The following is a 15,873-nucleotide window of genomic DNA, read 5'->3' on the forward strand; positions in this document are numbered from 1 at the left end:
TTTTGGCTACTCGGTCGCGAGCGCGACGAACTCGTTGATCGCCTCGTCGCTCCCCGCGACGATCAGAGCGTCGTCATCGCGGACGACGAACTCGGGACCGAGGTCGGTCAGCAGCTCGTCGCCGCGCTCGGCCGCGACGACGGTACAGCCGGTTCTGGCCCGCAGGTCCACGTCGCCGAGGCTCCGGCCAGCGATCCGCGGCGCGGTCGTCCGGACGAGTTCGAACTGCGTCTCCGGCGTCAGGATCTCTTCGTCCTCGATCAGGACCGAGGCGAGCATCCGTCCGGTCACCGTCGACAGCGAGAGGACGTACTCCGCGCCGGCGCGGTAGAGCTTCGGGATGTTCTCGGTCTCGTTCGCTCGCGCGATGATCTCCACCTCGGGTGCGACCTGTTTGATGACCAGCGTCGCGTAGATCGTCGTCGCGTCGTCGTCGAGCGTGAGGATGATCGACCGGGAGTCGTCGATCCCGGCGGCCTCGAGGACGTCCTCGTCAGTGATATCGCCGACGACGTCGACCCCCTCTTGACCGACGAGATCGACGACGCAGGTCGACGCTCCGTCGGCTGCCAGCGTCTCCGCCGCGGTGTGGCCGACGACGCCGTAGCCGCCGACGAGGACGCGATTCTGTCGGTGCTCCAGGGCCGACACCGTCCGCGCCTTCAACTCCGTGAGGTCGTCCCGCTGCCCCGCGACGAGCAGAATCGTGTTGCCGTCGATCCGGTGTTCGGGGCCCGGGACCGGGACGAACTCGCCGTTGAACCACGCGCCGATGACGGTGATCCCCATGCGATCGCGGATTCCCGACTCCGGGATCGTCTGGCCGACGAGGTCGCTGTGGTCCTGCACGAGCAGTTCGGTCACCGCGAGGTCGTCGCTAAACGCGATCGTGTCCCGGAGGTCGGCCGAGACGGTCGTCGTCGCCTTCGTCGCGAGGCTCCCACCGAGGACCCGCCGCGGGCGGACGACGTCGTCGGCGCCGGCGTAGCGGTGGTAGCTCGCGACGTCGTCGTCTTCGACCACGGTGACGATCTGGAGGTCGCTCGAGAGTTCTCGAGCCGTGAGGATCACCATCGCGTTCGTCTCGTCGTCGATATCGGTGACGAGAGCGTGAGCCTCGGTAGTGTTAGCCGCGCGTAACGTCTCCTCCTGATCGAGTTCGCCGTAGATGGCCTCGATCCCGTCGTTGACCAGTTCCACGACGAGTTCGGGATCGCCGTCGATGAAGACGTACGGCACGTTCGCGGCCTCGAGTTCCTCCGCGAGCACGTCCGACCGCGGCGTGTGCGAGCAGATGACGACGTGATCGGTGAGGTCGGTTTCCTCGGGCGGCCGATCCTCGAGGGCCTGCTGGAACAGCGGGACGACGATCAAGGGAAGCGCGAGGAAGACGAGCAGGACGCCAGTGAGGTTCATCGCGATTACGAACAAATTCATCGCGGTGCTCTCCCAGGGCGCATCACCGCCGAAGCCGGCGGTCGTCAGCGTCTCGACGACGATCTGCACTGCGTGGACGTACGACATGGTCTCTCCCTCGAAGGCGGCCATGCCGACCTGATAGACGCCGGCGTAGACGAGGACGAGCGCGAGGACGGCGGCCAACGAGAGGGCGATGCGCCGCCACCAGTAGTTCATCACTGGGACGTGACCGATCGAGTGCTATGTAGCTTCGGAAACCGGGCCCGTGATCGGCGGGAAACACCGGTGGGACGACATGTCCCTCGGTTTGTTCGGGATCGGTCGCCGAAGAATTACCGAATTCGAGTACGTAGTCGTTCGCATGTCACTCCCGCTCGAGGGCTACTACGGGGCCTGTTCCGAGGCGAGGGAGACGTGTGTCGCGCTCGCACGAGTCGTTGCCGATCGCCGGGTCGGCCGGTCAGACAGCCGTGAGAACCGTGTCCGACGGGTTGCAGACGCGCTCGAGCCCGGGAATTCGTAGATCGCCGCAGCCCCGTTCGTTTTGCCCCTCGCCGTCGAACCCGCGCTATGGAGTACACCACGCTCGGCGACACCGGAACGCGAGTCTCGCGACTCTGTTTCGGCACCTGGCGCTTCGGGAAGGAAAGTGACGGCACCGTCGAAACGGACCGCGACGAGGCCCACGAGTTGCTCGACGCCTGCTGGGACCACGGGATCAACTTCATCGACACCGCGAACGTCTACGGTGACCCCAACGGCACGAGCGAGCGCTGGATCGGCGAGTGGCTCGAAGACCGGGGCCACCACCGCGAGGACCTCGTCCTCGCTTCGAAGGTCTACTTCCCCTTCGACGGTCGCGGCGAGCCGGGACCGAACGACTCCGGACTCGGTCGGAAACACATCCGCGCCCAGATCGAGGGCACCCTCGAGCGACTCGGCACCGACTATCTCGACCTCTACTACATCCATCGCTGGGACGAGAATACACCGATTCGGGAGACGATGCGGACGCTCACCGAGCTCGTCCGCGAGGGGAAAGTCCACTATCTGGGGGCCTCGAGCATGGCCGCCTGGAAGCTCACCAAGGCCCTGTGGACCAGCGACGCGGAGGGCCTCGAGCGTTTCGACGTCACTCAGCCGATGTTCAACGCGGCCGACACGGACGACGTGGGCGACTACCTCGAGGTCTGTGCCGATCAGGACCTCGCCGTCTGCCCGTACTCGCCGCTCGCGGGAGGATTCCTCACCGGAAAGTACGAGCGGGCAGACGACGGGTCCGTCGTCGCGCCGGACGGCTCGCGGGGGACCCTTTCGGACCTCTTCGAGGACCGCTATACGAGCGAGACCGCGTGGGACGTGCTCGAGGCCGTCGAATCCGTCGCCGAGGAGGTCGACGCCACGCCCGCGCAGGTGTCGCTGCGCTGGCTGATGGAACAGGACCGGTTCACTTGCGTCCCGATCGTCGGCGCGCGAACGCCGGACCAACTCGCGGAGAACGCCGGCGCGGTCGAAGTCGAACTCGGCGACGACCAGTTCGAGCGGATCGAGGATGCTCGCGGCGCGGACGACGCCGGCTATCGCTGACCGTTCAGTCGTCGAAGGGACGGCCTTCTTATCCGATGTGTCACGTGCTCACAACCTGTGCGGACTGGACTGCAACTCGACATCACTATCGGATATCGATCACGTTCAGTCCGCCGCTTCTCGGCACGGATATACCCGCCTGCATTAGATGGGGGTCTGGTTATATGTGTGCGACACTAAGTTAGTGTAATGACACGAGATGGGCGCATGTCCCGACGGCGAATGCTCACGCTAACAGGCGTCGCGGCGTCGACGGCGTTCGTCGCCGGCTGCGGTGGCGGCGGCAACGGTGGCAACGGCGGCAACGGTGGCAACGGCGGTACCGAAGGCAACGGCGGTGGCGGCGTGGAGATCGAGCCCGGTACGGCGATCGAATTCGACGGGCAGACGTCCGGTTGGCTCGGCATCTCACCGTCCGCGATCGCGGACGCGGAGAACCCGACGCTCGTCCTCCAAGAGGGAGAAACCTACGAGATCGGCTGGACGACCGGTGACGGTGCCCAGCACAACATCGAAATCCGGAACGAAAACGACGAGGTCATCGACGACCTCTCGACGGAGATCGTCACCGAGCCCCAAGACCAGTGGCTCGAGTTCGAGGCCAGCAGCGAGATGGTCACGTACATCTGTCAGGTTCACCCGAACACGATGATCGGCGATATTCAGGTCGAGGGCGGCGGCGGTGGCGATGGTGGCGGCGGCAACGAGACCGGAAATCAGACCGGCAACGAGACCGGTAACGAAACCGGCAACGAGACCGGCTAATAATCGCCGTTCCGCATATACGGCGGCTGTTACGGGAAGAGACGGAAGACGACGCCGAGAGCGAACGCGGCCTCTTCGATTGCCACGACCGCTCTACTGTCGGCCGCCGACCGCCGGCTCGAGGCCGATCCGATACTCGGTCAGGTTCTCGTAGCCGTCTTCGGTGACGACCACCAGATCCTCGATGCGGACGCCGCCGACCGCGGGATCGTAGATCCCGGGTTCGATCGAGATCACGTGGCCGGCCTCGAGTTCGCCACCGGAGGGCGAGACGCTGGGCTCCTCGTGGATGTCCAGCCCGACGCCGTGGCCGGTGCTGTGGATGAAACCGGTCTCGGTGTTCGGATCGCTTCGCAGCGTCTCGTACCCCGCGTCTTCGATCACGTCGCAGGCCGCGCCGTGCACGTCGGCGCCCGTCACACCGGCTTCGACGGCCTCGAGCGCGGCCTCGTAGGCCTCGCGGGTGACCTCGTAGCGCCGACGGGCCTCCTCGCCGGGATCGCCGCGGGCGAACGTCCGGGTCATGTCCGCGAAGTAGCCCGTCTCCTTGTCCCGCGGGAAGATGTCGATCACGATCAGTTCGTCGGCCTCGAGCGGTCCGCTACCCCGGTCGTGGGGATCCGCGCCGTCGGCCCCGCAGGCGACGATGGTCTCGTCCAGCGCGCAGCCGTGGCGCAGCAGAGTGATTTCGATCTCCTCAGTGACGCGCTCGCTGGTCAGCGGCTCGCCGTCGCGGACGAGCACGCCGTCCTCGACCTCGGCGGTGGCGATCAACCCCTCGGCTCTGGCCATCGCGGCCTCGTTGGCCCGCTGGCTCGCCCGGATCTGGTCGACCTCCCACTCCGTTTTCGTCGCCCGGATTCCCGTCACGATCCCCTCGGGTTCGACGGTTACTTCGAGTCCGCGCTCGCGAAGCCCGTCGGCGGTCCCGGTCGGGAAGTTCCGCGGCACCGCGACCGAGCCGACGCCGTGGTCCTCGAGAAAGGCCTCGATCGCGCGGATCTTTCCCTCGTACCGGCCGTGTTCGGCTACCAGTCGCTGGTAGTCGTAGGCGGCCCGCCGGCTGACCGAGTCCGCGTTGGCCTCCGAACGCGCACGGCCGTACTCGAGGCCCGAGACGAGCAGGTGGACGCCGTCGGCGGTCACCAGCGTCTGGTAGGGATCCGGCGCGGTGAAGCCGGAGACGTACCGCTGGTCCGAATCCGACGCGTCGTCGTCGATCAGATAGCCGTCCGCGCCCGCCGACTCGAGGTACTCGCGAAGGGGCGCGAGATCCGCGTCCACGTTCATGCAAGGGTGTGTGACCGGCGGGCACATAATCCCGGGGATCCCGGCGGTCGCGAATCGATTCCGATCCACAGACTTATCAACAAAGGTGGTAATCCCCCGCGTATGAACCGGCGACGGATCCTGGCAGCGGGGGTGGCGGTCACGCTCGCCGGCTGTGTCACTGTTCCCGGCAGCGATACCGACGGGGAACCGCCCTCGGGCGAGGAACTCGTTCGGAACGCGATCGATACGCGCCGTCACATGCACGACCTCGCAGCCCGGCGCAACATGTCGGTCGAAACCGCGGACGAGGCCGTCGAACGGGTCGAACGCGTCGCCCGGCAGCCGCCGGCCAAACAGCGAATCGAGGTCGTCGAGTCGACCGACCCCGACGTGCCGGCCGGGTCGGTCACCGTGACGAACCGAGGGACGACCTGGGAGTACAACCCGAAGACAGAACTGGTGGACAAGCAGTATCACCCGAACAAGGTCGACACCGACCGGACGCGGCTCGTCCTCGAGAACCTCCTCGAGGAGTACCGGCTCAGCTACGAGGGGACGGCGACCGTCGACGGTCGCAAGGCCCACGTCGTCGAGACGAAGCCGCCGGTCGAGGACGTCGGGCCGGCAATCGACCTCGTCGTCGGTGACACGACGTTCGTCGTCCCGCTGCGCGCGACCGCCGATTCCGACGCGATGGACGTCACCCGGACCGTCTGGATCGACGACGAGTATCGGTATCCGATCAAAGAACAAAATACGCTGACCGTCGACGGCGAGACGCGTCACGATCTGACCGTCACGTACGAAGACCTCGTGATCGACGAGGGACTGCCGGCGGGGACGTTCACGTACGACCCACCGGCCGACGCGACCGTCGAGACCGACGGTCGCAAGCCGGCAGGGGTGTTCGACTCGCTGCCGGCTGCCGAGGAGATCCTCCCCTACGAACTGCCGGAGCCCGAGGTGCCCGATTCGTACGTCCTCGACCGGATCACCGTCGTCGAGCGAGCCGAGAACGTCGGGGGCACCACCGCGACGCTGTGGTACAACGACCCCAACGTGATCGCCCGCGAGCTCTACGTAACTGTCCGGGAGTACCAGCGGTTCGATCCCGACGTGCTCGAGGAGATCGAGATCGACGGCCGTACGGGGTATCGGAGCAGCGGAAAGAGGGCACAACTCTTCTGGACCTGTGACGACGTGAGCTACGAAGTCGGCTGTCTCCTCCAGGACGCCCCGCTCGAGGAGATCGCGGCCTCGATCGGCTGTCAGTGACCGGTGTCGATTGCGCTCGCCCGCTCGACCGTCGGTGGACTGCGGGGATCGGTATCGGTAAGACGGGGCCACCCCACAGGGCGACCATGAACGTCACCATCACGCCCTCGAGCGTCGCGGGGACGGCCCGCGCACCGCCCTCGAAGAGCTACACCCATCGGGCGATCCTCGCGGCCGGCTACGCCGACGGGGCGACCGTCCGCGACGCGCTCTGGAGCGCAGACACGCGGGCTACCGCCCGCGCCGTCGACCTGTTCGGCGGCGAGGTCGACCGACGGGACGACGGCACGCTCGAGGTCGACGGCTTCGACGGCCGCCCCGACGTGCCGGCTGACGTCATCGACTGCGCTAACAGCGGGACGACGATGCGACTCGTTACCGCCGCGGCCGCGCTCGCCGATGGCATCTCCGTGCTGACCGGCGACGAATCGCTGCGCTCGCGGCCGCAGGGCCCCCTGCTCGAGGCCCTGACCGCCCTCGGAGCCGACGCCGAGAGCACCCGCGGGAACGGGCAGGCCCCGCTGGTCGTCACCGGCCCGCTGGCCGGCGGCGAGGTGTCGATCCCCGGCGACGTCTCCTCGCAGTACATCACCGCCCTCCTGATGGCCGGCGCGGTCACCGACGAGGGGCTCGAGATCGATCTCGAGACTGCCCTCAAGTCCGCGCCGTACGTCGACATCACGCTCGAGGTCCTGGACGACTTCGGCGTCGAGGCGCGGAAAACGGACCGCGGATTCGAAGTCGAGGGCGGGCAGTCTTACGCGCCCGTGGGTGGCGAGTACGCAGTCCCCGGCGACTTCTCGTCGATCTCGTACCCGCTCGCCGCGGGGGCGATCGCCGGCGACGCGGACGAGGACGTCCGCATCGAGGGCGCGAACCCGAGCGCGCAGGGCGACACGGCCATCGTCGAGATCGTCGAGCGGATGGGTGCCGACGTGGACTGGGACCGCGACGCGGGGACGATCGACGTTTCGGCGGCCCCGCTCTCCGGGATCGAGGTCGGCGTCGAGGACACGCCGGATCTGCTACCGACGATCGCAACGTTGGGCGCGGTCGCCGACGGCGACACGCACATCACGAACGCCGAGCACGTCCGCTACAAGGAGACTGACCGCGTGAGCGCGATGGCCGAGGAACTCGGCAAGATGGGCGTCGAGACGACCGAAGAGCGCGATTCGCTGACGATCCACGGCGACGAGTCGACGCTCGAGGGGGCGACCGTCTCCGGTCGCGACGACCACCGGATCATCATGGCGCTTGCCCTCGCGGGTCTCACCGCCGACGGCGAAACGACCGTCGAGGGGGCAGACCACGTCGACGTGTCGTTCCCCGGGTTTTTCGACTTGCTCGAGGAGTTGGGCGTCGCGCTCGAGCGCCGGCACTGACGGTCCCTCGTCGACGTTCCGGAGGTCGACCGACAGTGACCGACGTGCCGAATCGGCGAAACATGTTCCCGAGCGATATTTTATAACTGATCGACAGAATGGGCCGGTACGATGGGGGACGGAGATCAGGAGTCCGAACTGGGGGAACTGGAGTTCCTACTGACGCGGTATCACCAGCTCGTGGAGCACCAGATGGGGAATAACAACATCATTCACACTACGTTCTATCTGAGCTTCGTCTTCTTCGGTGTCCTGCTCGGCGTCGTTCCCCGGACCGAACTACGGCTCGCGCGGGCGGCGCTCTACGTCTTCGCGGCGGGTATCTTCGTCTCGATGTTCATGTGGACGCGCACCTACATCAACGACAGGAAGGTGACGGAGGCGAAGCGGAACGCGATCCTCCGCGAACTGAACGACCGGAGCTACTCGTGTGGCGACCTCGAGTCGGTCGAGCGGTTCTTTCCCGACCCGGGTTTTCAGCGGCGCGAGCGCTGGTCGAAAGGTCGCCGGAAGGAACTGCCGTTGCAGGCGTACTATCTCTCGCTCGCAGCGCTCTCGCTTGTGGTGCTTTTCGCCGATTACCTCGTCGTCCCCCGCCTCACACTCTGAAATACGAGTCCCTACCTTTCGGCGACCACTCGTCGTACCGTCTGTATTTTTCCGAGAAAGGTAGGTATTTACGCACACGAAAAATTATGGCATACAATGTCAGGCAATACGCCGGTAATCGTTAGCGCTGTTCGAACCGCTCAGGGGAAAGAAGACGGTGCACTCTCCGACATTCGGAGCGAAGACCTCTCGATTCCGCTCGTCAACGAGATGCTCGCCGAAACGGGCGTCGAGGGCGACGACGTCGACGACCTGATGTGGGGCTGTGCCCAGCAGCGATCCGAGCAGCGGACGAACATCGCGCGCCAGATCGCGCTCTTCTCGGAACTCGGCGAGAGCGTCCCCGCGACGACGGTCGACCGCCAGTGTGCGTCCTCAGCGCAGGCGATCATCAGCGCCGCCGACTCGATCGCGGCGGGCCGTCATCAGGCGGTCATCGCCGGCGGCGTCGAGAGCATGAGCCGCGTCAAGATGGGCGCGGCCGACAGCGGCGAGATGTATCCCGGCCTCGACGAGAAGTACGGCATGCGGAACCTCCAGATGGGGATGACCGCGGAGAAGGTCGCCGAGGAGTACGATATCAGCCGCGAGGAGCAAGACGAGTACGGTGCCCGCAGCCAGCAGCGCGCGGTCGAGGCCACCGAGGAAGGCAAATTCGACGACGAGATCGTCCCGATCGAGACCGAAGACGGCGTCCACGACGAGGACGAGGGGCTGCGGCCCGGCACCACCGCCGAGAAACTCGCCGAACTCCCCACCGTGTTCAAGGAGGACGGCACGGTCACGCCCGGCAACGCCTCCCAGATCGCCGACGGCGCGGCCGGCGTCATGCTCACGAGCCGTGAGTTCGCCGACGAGAACGATCTCGAGGTCCTCGCCGAAGTCGGCACCAGCTACGTCGCGGGTGTCGACCCGACCATCATGGGCGTCGGTCCCGTTCCCGCTACGGAGGGCCTGCTCGAGCGCGCCGGCCGCGATATCGACGACTACGGTCTGGTGGAGATCAACGAGGCGTTCGCCAGCCAGACGCTGTACTCCCAGCGCGAGCTCGGCATTCCGGACGACCAACTCAACGTCAACGGCGGTGCGATCGCGATCGGTCACCCGCTCGGTTGCTCCGGCGCGCGCCTGCCGGTGACGCTGGTCCACGAGATGAATCGGGAAGGCGTCGAACGCGGCATCGCGACAGAGTGCGTCGGCTTCGGTCAAGGTGCGGCGATCGAGTTCGAGCTACCCTGAGACGCTCGAGAGAGCCCTTTTGGTCCAGATTTTGCGAGGCCGGTCGCGAACGGCGTGAGCGATCCGGCCGAGACAAAAGGTGGTCGCGACAGGGTGCGGCGATCGAGTTCGAGCTGCCCTGAGACGCTCGAGCTAGTCTTCTTTCGACGCTCTCCTCGGCACACCTGCGATCCGGAGAGCGGTCGTCGGAGGGCTACCGCGGAGGGTCGTCCGGTCGTTGTAACGCGACCGAGAACGTCGACCCCTCGCCGGGCGTCGAGTCGAGCCAGATCTCGCCGCCGTGGCGCTCGACGATGCGCTCACAGAGCGCGAGGCCGATCCCGGTGCCGTCGTACGCCTCGCGGCTGTGGAGGCGGTCGAAAATCTCGAAGACGCGATCCTGATTCTCCGGCTCGATGCCGATTCCGTCGTCTTCGACCGAGACGATCCACTCGCCGTCCGCCCGTTCGGCGGCGACGTGGATCCGCGGGGGTTCGTCGCCGCTGTACGTGAGCGCGTTCGAGAGCAGGTTCTGGCATACCTGCCGCAGCTGGTTTCTGTCACCGCGAACTCGGGGGAGGGAGTCGCTAGTGATCTTCGCGTCGGTTTCCCGGATCCGGACCTGCAGATCGTCGATCACGTCGCCGAGAACGCCCTCGAGATCGACCGGCTCGAGCGGTTCGCCCCGCGTTTCGATCCGCGAGTACTCGAGGAGGGCGTCGATCATCTCGCGCATCCGTTCGGAACCGTCGACCGCGTACGCGAGGAACTCCATGGCGTCGGGCTCGAGGTCGTCGCCGTATCGACGTTCGAGCAACTGGAGGTAGCTCGAGACCATCCGCAGGGGCTCCTGCAGGTCGTGGGAGGCCGCGTAGGCGAAGCGCTCCAGACGTTCGTTTGAGGTCTCGAGGCGTTCGATCGACGTCTCGAGGGTGCGTTCGCGGTGGTGTTGCTCGAGTTCGTAGGTGACCCACTGGGCCAGCAGCCGGAGGAAGGTGCGTTCGTCGTCGGTGAACGGTGCCGACCGGGACTCGCTGGCGACGAAGAAGAACGTCCGGTCGTCGTCGCCGTCGATCTCGAGGTGGGTCCCGAAGTAGGTCCGCAGACCGAACTCGCGATGGACGACGGTGTCCTCGTACCCCGTTTCGGTCGCGGTCCCGTCCTCGATCGTCACTGAGACGCCCGCGGTGTCATCGCCCGCCGTCGCTGCGGCGCAGTATGTCTCCGACAGCGGCAGCTCGAGCCCCCGCTCGACGTGCTCGTGATCGTCACTGACGGCCTCGATTTCGAACCGGTCGCGGCCGGTGTCGACGCGGGCCATCGCCCCGAGCTCGAGCCCGAACCGCTCGCACCCGAGTTCGAACAGGGCCTGGAGCTTTTCGTCGAACGAGCGATCGGGATCGCCGGTCACTTCGTTCTGGCGCTGGAGGTGCTCCTGGCGATCCTGCAGTTCCGTCCGCGCTTGGGTCCGGTCCAGCAGCGTCCCCATCATCCGGTCGACCTCCCGCTCGGGCTGTTCGGGGCCGAAGAATTCCTCGGGTGGTGTGTAGTAGAAGTTCTGGCAGACCGCGCCGTCGTAGATCAGGTGTGGGTGCGTCTTGATGATGTCCCGAATGACTTCGGCGGGGAATCGCTCGCGGTTGTACTGACAGAGCGCGATACAGTTCGTCTCCGGGAACAGCCGGTTCAATTTCCCCTCGTACTCGACGAGATCCTCGAGGACGGGGTCGTCGCCGAGGATCCACGTCATCTCACCGGTGATCCGGACGCCCGGATACGCCCCCCGCGCGTCGTCGATGATCCCCGAAATGAACGCGATCATGTCGTCGGGGTCGAACGTCCCGTTCCGGAGGTAGGTGTCCTGGGCGGTATGCATCGTCAGCGTCCCCGACTCGAGGGCCGCGTCGACGTCGATATCGGCCGCGCGGAGTTCGTCGAGGATCGCCTCCCTGTCGTTCTCGTCGGTGATGTAGAGGCAGCGCTCGCCGCGCTCGAGCCCCTGTCGGACGAACGGGATCACCGTCGAGAACTGCTCCTCGCGGCTTTCGTAGATCGACGCGAGGTGGTCGTTGGACTCGTTATCACCGATCGTTTCCACGGGGCCGCGGAACTCGGGGCTCTCCTCGAAGGCCTCGAGGCTGCGTTCCAGGCTCAGTACGTCAGTGGTGGGCTGCTGTAACATTTTGTTCATGGGTTGGAGGGCATATCGGAGAGCCGGATCAGTGACGGGTGCGCACGCGATCTGCGCCCCACACGGCGGCGTGGACCGACCCGGACAGGAATTCGTATCCACAGAAAGCGAGAAGGACGTAAAAGGGATTCGGTGGAAACAACGGTCTCGAGCCGTGATTGACCGGGATTCGATTGATTCCCTCCGATCGATACGTATCGTCGACGGTGGAGTTCCCACGCTGGTGCCGGTTACGCGACTCCGTACGTCGCCTCGAGGTGCGAGACGAGGTCGGCGACCGTCGCCGGATCGTACGTCCAAAAGCCGTAGTACTCGCCGTCTCGTCGTTCTTCGGCGAGCAGGGCGCAGGCCTCTATCTCGTTGCCGCCGCCGTCGAACGCGACGAACCAGTACTCGCCGAGCTCGCCGTCGGATGTCGAGACGACCGTCACGTTGTCGGGGGCCGATGCGTTCCACGCGCCGTCGAGGAACACCGCCACCGTGAGCGAGCCGCGGCTCCCCAGCCGCTCGTAGATATCGGTCTGTGCAGCGAGCGCTGCCGGTCGCTGGAATCCTGCGTAGAGTTTCCCGGAGCCGACGCGCCACGCTCGTTCCTCGATTTCGCGACTCGTCGCCAGCATCTGCCGGCGATCGTAGGAGGTAAACAGCGTGTTCTCGAGGAAATCGAACAGCTCCGCGCGATCGTCGTCGGTCTCGGCGAGTTCCCACGGCGGATGGATCTCTGGCGAGAGGATCATCTGAAATTGATCGATTCCCAGCGCGCCCCGGAACGCACCGTCGGCATCCCGAACGATTACGAACCCCGTCTCGTCGAGCGAGCCGAGGGACCGGTGAGTCACATCGACGTTTCGCGTTTCGAACTGTCGGCGGAGTTCTTCGACGACGGCGTCGTCGTCGGTACGGACCTCGAGGGTCTTTCGCCGGCGTTCGATCGTCCGGATGGCCGCTGCGAGTGAGTTCATGTGCGGTCGGTCACCCCCATGGCGTCGGTGACCGCGGTCGGGATGTCGGCGTCGGTGACGACCTTCCGCTCCGCATCGAACGCGACGAATCCCAGCTCTTCGAGACGAGGAAGGGTCAGGTGATAGAGCCGTGTTCGAATCGGATCGCGGTCGGCCGGTCCGGCCAACGTCCCCTCGACGCTGGCGTCCGTGGCTGTGACGATGTCGGCCAGTTCCTCGAGCGTCGCCGTCGAATGGTCGTGAAGGTAGACAATCGCGTACCGTGCGTGACGGTCGGTGAGCAGCCGGAACACGTCGTCGACCGGGAGTTCACCGGCGGCTGCCCGCAGCGCGAACGGATCGGGCGCAAACCGTTCGTCGCCCATTCCGTCGAACTACGCAGCCCGGGCGGAAATAACTGTAGATGGTAGATCAGCCGTCGACGTGGAGACCGCTGCGATCGACTGCCGGTCTCCAGCTTCCGTTACGGCCAGTCGACCGTTTCGTTGGAGCCGGCGACGATCGAGATGGTGCCGCTGTCGACGGGGATGCCGTTCTGGTTGTACACCTCGACGGTTACGTCGTACGTGTCTCCGTTGACGCCACCCTGCCGCTGGCCCGCCGCCGGATAGACGACCGTCCCGGTCGGTGCCGTATCGTTCGACTTCGTCGCGTCGGACCAGTCGTTCTCGGCGTTGTCGAACCTGACCTCGACGTTCCGGAAGTCGTCACGCGGCTCGACCTCGTAGTCGACGGTGAACCGGTTGTTCGTCCACTGCTCGTCGTTGGAAACGGAGAACCCGACGAGCATCGGATCGTTCTCGTCGCCGAGGTCGTCGCCCGGCGGGTCCGATCCCGTGGCGGTCGTCGTTACTTCCGTGTAGAGATCGGTGATCTCACCCGACTGATCGTAGACGCGGAACCGGAACTCGTAGGTGTCCCCGCCGGCGCCGCCGTCGCTCCCACCACCCGGAGGATACGAGACCGTCCCCTCCCTCGCACCTTCTGTGTACGTCTCCGGCCCGATGTAGCCGGCGTCGACGTTCTCGACCTCGAGTTCCACCCGGCTCACGCGGTACGAGATCGTAAACGCCGCGTTGCCGTTTCGCGTCTCGTCGCTGATTCGTTGCTTGGACGTCGGGCCGGCGGTGACCGCTACGCTCCGCTCGAGCGAGAGTCCCATCGAATCGCGCGATGCGCCGATACCGAACGGCAGCGCATCCTGTCCAGTCGGACTATCGCCGTCGCCGGAAACGAGGATCGAACGGGTCGCGCCGCTGTCGATCGAGAGGTTGGCTGTCGAGAGGTTCCCCTGAGCCGGGTTCAGCAGTGTGAGCGACACGTCGAGCGGGGCGTCAGTATTGTTCGTAAGCGCGACCAGGTCCTGATCGTCGACGCCAGCCTGCACCGACGACGCGAGATCGAGTCCGAGGAGGGCATCGCCGTCTTCGGCGGCTGCCACCGAGAGCGAGCGTTCGGCCTCGACTGCCGAGAACGCCTCCGTCCCGCCGAGCACCAAGACGCCGCCGCCGACCATCGCCCCCTTCGCGAGCAGTCGTCGTCTCGTCGTTCTTCCTCGAACTCGGTTTCGACGACGCCCCATTCGAATGTCAATACGAGTTACTGTATCCGCGCGGATGAGGTGTCGGCCCCGAAACGAAATCGCCCGACGGCAGCCGTCGTGGCTGAAACGGGTCCGTCCGATGGCGGTGGCACGATCTTTCGTCTGCGAATCCTGCAGGGCTAAGTGGCCCCGCCTCCGAGGACGTGGTAATGAACGGCAACCGCTTCGGTCGCCTCTTTCAGGTGACCACGTTCGGCGAGAGCCACGGGGAGGCGATGGGCTGTACCGTCTCGGGCTGTCCCGCCGGCCTCGAGCTCTCCGAGGAGGACATTCAGGCGGATCTCGACCGCCGGAAACCGGGCCAGTCGATGATCACGACCAGCCGCGGCGAACCCGACGACGTCTCGATCAAGTCCGGGATTCAGGACGGCTACACCACGGGAACGCCGATCGGGCTGGTCATCCAGAACAAGGACGCCCGCTCGGGCAAGTACGAGCCCTTCATCACCGCGCCGCGGCCGTCCCACGGCGACTTCACCTACTCGGCGAAGTTCGGCACGCGCAACTGGGGCGGCGGCGGCCGCTCGTCGGCCCGCGAGACCGTCAACTGGGTCGCGGCCGGCGCGATCGCGAAGAAACTCCTCGAGCGCGAGGGCATCGAACTCAAAGCCCACGTCAATCAGATCGGCGAGGTCGAAGCGCCCGAAGTGAGCTTCGAAGAGATCAAAGAGCACTCCGAGGAGAACGACGTGCGCTGTGCCCACCCCGAAACGGCCGAGGAGATGCAGGAACTGATCGAGGAGTACCAAGAGGAAGGCGACTCCATCGGCGGCAGCATCTACTTCGAGGCGCAGGGAGTTCCGGTGGGCCTCGGCGCGCCCCGGTTCGATTCCCTCTCTGCCCGCCTCGGCCAGGCCATGATGGCGGTGCCGGCGACGACCGCCTTCGAGTTCGGTCTCGGCCGGGAGGCTCGCGAGTGGACCGGCAAGGAGCGCAACGACGACTGGGAGTTCGGGGAAGACGGCGATCCCGTCCCCGTCGAGAACGACCACGGCGGCATTCAGGGCGGTATCTCGAGCGGCGAGCCGATCTACGGCGAGGTCACGCTCCACGCGCCGACTTCGATCCCCAAGAGCCAGCAGACCGCCGACTGGGAGACCGGCGAGATCAAAGAGGAGCAGGTCATCGGCCGTCACGATCCCGTCCTCCCGCCGCGGGGCGTCCCCGTCGTCGAGGCGATGCTCGCGCTGACGCTGGTCGACTTCATGTTGCTGTCGGGACGGCTCAATCCCGACCGCGTCGACGGCCGGCCCGGCGAGTATGACACGGAGTACCACCCGAGCAACCCGCGTAACGAGTAGCTCGAAGTTCGAGCCGTCAGGGTCGATTCCAGTTACGTTTCGCTTCCCACCGACGGGTGCCGTACGGATTTCATATTCGTGCTGTACTGACCGCCGATTCGATACGTGACTTCTTTTGGTCGATAACTGTCAAGAGTAGCGTGCTGAATACAGAGAATGGGCCTTGTTTAGACGCTCAAACGTTCGCAGTGTAGAGTCGATCGAACTCATATCGCCGTGCTAGTAGCTCGGGGAAAATACCACATCTACTAGGAAGTGAAGCGGGACGGGTTCGTTGTGCACACGA

14 protein-coding genes are annotated in these 15,873 nt (G+C 65.8%); 8 read left to right on the forward strand and 6 right to left on the reverse strand.

Annotation, left to right across the window (positions count from 1 at the left end; all coding sequences use genetic code 11):
- Positions 1-6: 6 nt before the first annotated feature.
- Positions 7-1,635, reverse strand: a complete 1,629-nt coding sequence (locus NDO75_RS05700) for an NAD-binding protein (protein WP_310905134.1) — start codon at positions 1,633-1,635, stop codon at positions 7-9.
- Positions 1,636-1,780: 145 nt separating this feature from the next.
- On the opposite strand from NDO75_RS05700, the gene NDO75_RS05705 reads away from it, so the two are divergent.
- The 3 genes from NDO75_RS05705 to NDO75_RS05715 all read left to right on the forward strand — a co-directional run bounded on the left by NDO75_RS05705 (position 1,781) and on the right by NDO75_RS05715 (position 3,771).
- Positions 1,781-1,942: a hypothetical protein gene (locus NDO75_RS05705; protein WP_310905135.1), complete on the forward strand. Its 162-nt coding sequence runs from the start codon at positions 1,781-1,783 to the stop codon at positions 1,940-1,942.
- A 47-nt stretch (positions 1,943-1,989) separates the two neighbouring features.
- Positions 1,990-3,006: an aldo/keto reductase gene (locus NDO75_RS05710; protein ID WP_310905136.1), complete on the forward strand. Its 1,017-nt coding sequence runs from the start codon at positions 1,990-1,992 to the stop codon at positions 3,004-3,006.
- Positions 3,007-3,228: 222 nt separating this feature from the next.
- Complete coding sequence (locus tag NDO75_RS05715) at positions 3,229-3,771, forward strand: hypothetical protein (protein ID WP_310905179.1); 543 nt, start codon at positions 3,229-3,231, stop codon at positions 3,769-3,771.
- A gap of 93 nt (positions 3,772-3,864) precedes the next feature.
- On the opposite strand, the gene NDO75_RS05720 is transcribed toward NDO75_RS05715, so the two are convergent.
- Complete coding sequence (locus tag NDO75_RS05720; RefSeq protein WP_310905137.1) at positions 3,865-5,061, reverse strand: Xaa-Pro peptidase family protein; 1,197 nt, start codon at positions 5,059-5,061, stop codon at positions 3,865-3,867.
- Positions 5,062-5,163: 102 nt separating this feature from the next.
- Between NDO75_RS05720 and NDO75_RS05725 the strand changes: the two genes are divergently transcribed.
- The 4 genes from NDO75_RS05725 to NDO75_RS05740 all read left to right on the forward strand — a co-directional run bounded on the left by NDO75_RS05725 (position 5,164) and on the right by NDO75_RS05740 (position 9,551).
- Positions 5,164-6,318 (forward strand): DUF2092 domain-containing protein, encoded by a 1,155-nt coding sequence (locus NDO75_RS05725; protein ID WP_310905138.1) that lies wholly within the window; start codon positions 5,164-5,166, stop codon positions 6,316-6,318.
- Positions 6,319-6,404: 86 nt separating this feature from the next.
- On the forward strand, positions 6,405-7,703 hold the full coding sequence (aroA, locus tag NDO75_RS05730; RefSeq protein ID WP_310905139.1) for a 3-phosphoshikimate 1-carboxyvinyltransferase: 1,299 nt from the start codon (positions 6,405-6,407) through the stop codon (positions 7,701-7,703).
- Positions 7,704-7,814: 111 nt separating this feature from the next.
- Positions 7,815-8,312, forward strand: a complete 498-nt coding sequence (locus NDO75_RS05735; RefSeq protein WP_310905140.1) for a hypothetical protein — start codon at positions 7,815-7,817, stop codon at positions 8,310-8,312.
- 96 nt (positions 8,313-8,408) lie between these two features.
- Positions 8,409-9,551 (forward strand): thiolase family protein, encoded by a 1,143-nt coding sequence (locus NDO75_RS05740; protein ID WP_310905141.1) that lies wholly within the window; start codon positions 8,409-8,411, stop codon positions 9,549-9,551.
- Between the two features lie 193 nt (positions 9,552-9,744).
- On the opposite strand, the gene NDO75_RS05745 is transcribed toward NDO75_RS05740, so the two are convergent.
- The 4 genes from NDO75_RS05745 to NDO75_RS05760 form a co-directional block, all read right to left on the reverse strand.
- Entirely contained in the window at positions 9,745-11,721 is a 1,977-nt protein-coding gene (locus tag NDO75_RS05745) for an MEDS domain-containing protein (RefSeq protein ID WP_310905142.1), read from the reverse strand.
- 230 nt (positions 11,722-11,951) lie between these two features.
- The gene (locus NDO75_RS05750) at positions 11,952-12,683 is read right to left on the reverse strand and encodes a DICT sensory domain-containing protein (protein ID WP_310905143.1); all 732 of its coding nucleotides are present in this window, start codon (positions 12,681-12,683) and stop codon (positions 11,952-11,954) included.
- A complete protein-coding gene (locus tag NDO75_RS05755) occupies positions 12,680-13,048 on the reverse strand; it encodes a hypothetical protein (RefSeq protein ID WP_310905144.1) in 369 nt (122 codons plus the stop codon). Before NDO75_RS05755 ends, NDO75_RS05750 begins: the two co-directional genes overlap by 4 nt.
- Before the next feature lie 98 nt (positions 13,049-13,146).
- Positions 13,147-14,199 (reverse strand): hypothetical protein, encoded by a 1,053-nt coding sequence (locus NDO75_RS05760; RefSeq protein ID WP_310905145.1) that lies wholly within the window; start codon positions 14,197-14,199, stop codon positions 13,147-13,149.
- 236 nt (positions 14,200-14,435) lie between these two features.
- Between NDO75_RS05760 and aroC the strand changes: the two genes are divergently transcribed.
- A complete protein-coding gene (aroC, locus tag NDO75_RS05765) occupies positions 14,436-15,587 on the forward strand; it encodes a chorismate synthase (RefSeq protein WP_310905146.1) in 1,152 nt (383 codons plus the stop codon).
- The last annotated feature ends 286 nt before the right edge of the window (positions 15,588-15,873 follow it).

It is taken from the genome of Natrinema sp. 1APR25-10V2 (assembly GCF_031626495.1).
Lineage (GTDB): Archaea > Halobacteriota > Halobacteria > Halobacteriales > Natrialbaceae > Natrinema.

Excerpts from the sequence above, each read along its gene's own strand:
- NDO75_RS05700 (WP_310905134.1), bottom strand. The coding sequence starts at position 1,635 with ATGAACTACTGGTGGCGGCGCATCGCCCTCTCGTTGGCCGCCGTCCTC.
- NDO75_RS05740 (WP_310905141.1), top strand. The coding sequence starts at position 8,409 with ATGTCAGGCAATACGCCGGTAATCGTTAGCGCTGTTCGAACCGCTCAG.
- NDO75_RS05715 (WP_310905179.1), top strand. The coding sequence starts at position 3,229 with ATGCTCACGCTAACAGGCGTCGCGGCGTCGACGGCGTTCGTCGCCGGC.
- NDO75_RS05735 (WP_310905140.1), top strand. The coding sequence starts at position 7,815 with ATGGGGGACGGAGATCAGGAGTCCGAACTGGGGGAACTGGAGTTCCTA.
- NDO75_RS05750 (WP_310905143.1), bottom strand. The coding sequence starts at position 12,683 with ATGAACTCACTCGCAGCGGCCATCCGGACGATCGAACGCCGGCGAAAG.
- NDO75_RS05705 (WP_310905135.1), top strand. The coding sequence starts at position 1,781 with ATGTCACTCCCGCTCGAGGGCTACTACGGGGCCTGTTCCGAGGCGAGG.
- NDO75_RS05745 (WP_310905142.1), bottom strand. The coding sequence starts at position 11,721 with ATGAACAAAATGTTACAGCAGCCCACCACTGACGTACTGAGCCTGGAA.
- aroC (WP_310905146.1), top strand. The coding sequence starts at position 14,436 with ATGAACGGCAACCGCTTCGGTCGCCTCTTTCAGGTGACCACGTTCGGC.
- NDO75_RS05710 (WP_310905136.1), top strand. The coding sequence starts at position 1,990 with ATGGAGTACACCACGCTCGGCGACACCGGAACGCGAGTCTCGCGACTC.
- aroA (WP_310905139.1), top strand. The coding sequence starts at position 6,405 with ATGAACGTCACCATCACGCCCTCGAGCGTCGCGGGGACGGCCCGCGCA.
- NDO75_RS05720 (WP_310905137.1), bottom strand. The coding sequence starts at position 5,061 with ATGAACGTGGACGCGGATCTCGCGCCCCTTCGCGAGTACCTCGAGTCG.
- NDO75_RS05755 (WP_310905144.1), bottom strand. The coding sequence starts at position 13,048 with ATGGGCGACGAACGGTTTGCGCCCGATCCGTTCGCGCTGCGGGCAGCC.
- NDO75_RS05760 (WP_310905145.1), bottom strand. The coding sequence starts at position 14,199 with ATGGTCGGCGGCGGCGTCTTGGTGCTCGGCGGGACGGAGGCGTTCTCG.
- NDO75_RS05725 (WP_310905138.1), top strand. The coding sequence starts at position 5,164 with ATGAACCGGCGACGGATCCTGGCAGCGGGGGTGGCGGTCACGCTCGCC.